This is a genomic window from Nocardia sp. NPDC057353 (genome assembly GCF_042667085.1).
Taxonomy (GTDB): Bacteria; Actinomycetota; Actinomycetes; order Mycobacteriales; family Mycobacteriaceae; genus Nocardia.
Genome location: NZ_JBHVAK010000133.1, coordinates 1 through 2743 on the forward strand (window position 1 = coordinate 1; position 2743 = coordinate 2743).

A 2743-nucleotide genomic window follows, 5' to 3' on the forward strand; every position below is an offset into this window, starting at 1 on the left:
GCCCGCGCCCGCGCTCGCGGCGCGGCTCGCGGAGCTGCCCGAGGCCGGGCAGCTCGACCTGCTCGGCGAGCTGGCCAGGGAGCACGCGGCCGCCGTACTCGGCCACGCCGGGAGCGCGGAGATCGCGCCGGCGGCGGCCTTCGCCGACCTCGGCTTCGATTCGCTCATCTCGGTGGAGTTCCGCAACCGGCTCGGCGCCGCCACCGGGCTGCGGCTGCCCGCGACCCTCGTCTTCGACTATCCGTCCATTCCGGCGCTGGCAGGCCACCTCCGCGACGAACTGGCCGGTGCCGCACGTGCCACCGCGCCCGCCGCGATCGAGGCCGCGCCGGACGAGCCGATCGCCATCGTCGCGATGGCATGCCGCTACCCCGGGGGTGTCCGCTCGCCCGAGGAGCTGTGGCAGCTGGTGCTCGCCGGGTCCGACGCGGTCGGGACCTTCCCCGCGGACCGGGGCTGGCGGCCGGACACCTCCCCCGGCGCGGTCACCGAGGGTGGATTCCTCTACGACGTCGCGGATTTCGACGCCGGATTCTTCGGCGTCTCGCCGCGCGAGGCGCTGGCCATGGACCCGCAGCAGCGGCTGCTGCTGGAGACCTCGTGGGAGCTGCTGGAGCGGGCCGGGATCGACCCCGCCGCGCTGCGTGGCAGCCGGACCGGTGTCTTCACCGGCGTCATGTACCAGGACTACGGCTCGTTGCTCCAGGACGACGGGGAGCTGGCGGGTTACCTCGGCACCGGCGGCGCGGCCAGCGTGGTCTCCGGACGGATCGCCTACACCTTCGGGCTGGAGGGGCCCGCGCTGACCGTGGACACCGCCTGCTCGTCGTCGCTGGTGGCGCTGCACCTCGCCGCTCGGGCGCTGCGCGCGGGCGAGTGCACGATGGCCATCGCGGGCGGGGTGACCGTCATGGCGACGCCGGGTGCCTTCGCCGAGTTCTCCCGGCAGGGCGGGCTGGCCGCCGACGGCCGGTGCAAGGCCTTCGGCGCGGGCGCCGACGGTACCGGCTGGGCCGAGGGTGCGGGCGTGCTGCTGCTGCAGCGGCTCTCCGACGCGCGCAGCCAGGGGAATCCGGTACTGGCGGTGCTGCGTGGCTCGGCGATCAACCAGGACGGCGCGTCGAACGGGCTGACCGCCCCGAACGGCCCCGCGCAGCAGCGGGTCATCCGGCAGGCGCTGCAGAACGCCGGGCTCGGCGCCGGTGATGTCGACCTGATCGAAGCGCACGGCACCGGGACCGCGCTCGGCGACCCGATCGAGGCCCAAGCGCTGCTCGCCACCTACGGCGCGGAGCGCCCGGCGGAGCGGCCTGCCTGGCTCGGCTCACTCAAGTCGAATCTCGGCCACACCCAGGCCGCGGCGGGCGTCGGCGGGGTCATCAAGGCGGTGCAGGCGCTCCGGCACGGCATCCTGCCGCCGACGCTGCACGCCGACGAGCCGACCCCGCACGTCGACTGGTCGGGCGGAACGGTGCGGCTGCTGACCCGCGCGCAGGAGTGGGTGGCGGACGGCGCGCCGCGCCGCGCCGCGGTCTCCTCCTTCGGATTCAGCGGAACGAACGCGCACGTGGTGCTGGAGCAGGCCGCGGAGCCGGAGCGGGTGCGGCGGCCGGAATCCGCGCCGTCACCGGTCGCGCTGCCGATCTCGGCGCGGTCCCCGCGCGCGCTCGCCGCCCAGGCCGAGCGGCTGCTCGCGCTGCTGGCGGAGCAGCCGGAGCTCGACCCCGCCGATATCGCCGCCGCGCTCGCGACCGGGCGCGGGGTGCTCGAGCACCGCGCCGTCGTGGTCGGCGCCGGTCGGGACGAGATCGCCGCCGGGCTGCGCGATCTCGCGGCGGACGGCTCCGGCCCGCGGCTCGTGGCGGGCGGCGGCCGCGGCGCGGCGGGCAGGACGGTCTTCGTCTTCCCCGGCCAGGGGTCGCAGTGGGCCGGGATGGGTCGCGAGCTGCTGGAGTACTCGCCCGCCTTCGCGAGCCGGATGGCCGAGTGCGCGGCCGTCATGGACCCGCTGTCGGGGTGGTCGCTGCTGGACGTGGTGCGCGGCGCCGACGGCGCGCCGCCGCTGGAGCGGACCGATGTGCTGCAGCCGGTGTGGTTCGCGGTGCTGGTCTCGCTGGCCGAGCTCTGGCGCTCGCACGGCGTGCTGCCGGACGCCGTGGTCGGGCATTCGCAGGGCGAGCTGGCCGCCGCCTGCGTCGCGGGTGCGCTCAGCCTGGCCGACGCGGGCCGGATCGCGGTGCTGCGCAGTGCGCTGATCGCCGAGCGGCTCTCCGGCCGGGGCGGGATGCTCTCGGTCGCGCTGCCGCACGCGGAGACTGCCGAGCTGCTGCGCTCCACCGGCTCCGGCCTCGACATCGCCGGGTTGAACGGCCCGCAGCTGACCTCGGTCTCCGGGGAGCTCGCCGCGCTGGCGGCGCTGGCAGAGGTCTGCGCGGAGCGGGGGATCCGCACCCGCAGGATCGGGATCGACTACGCCTCGCACTCGCCCGCGGTGGAGCAGCTGGAGGCGGAGCTCGCCGCGCGGCTGGCAGGCATCACCGCGCGTCCCGCCGAGGTCACGGTGTACTCGACGGTGACCGGTGCGCCGATCGAAGGCACCGAGCTCGGCGCCGGGTACTGGTACCGCAACCTGCGCGGCGCCGTACTGCTGGAACCCGCGCTGCGGGCGCTCGCAGGCGCAGGCTTCCGATTCTTCGTCGAGGTCGGCCCGCACCCGCTGCTGCTGCCGGGAATCGAGCAGCTC

General features: G+C 75.9%; 1 protein-coding gene. It reads left to right on the forward strand.

The features are described from left to right. On the forward strand, window positions 1-2743 hold a 2743-nt coding region (locus ACFUUZ_RS31635; protein WP_378702713.1), incomplete at both ends, for a beta-ketoacyl synthase N-terminal-like domain-containing protein.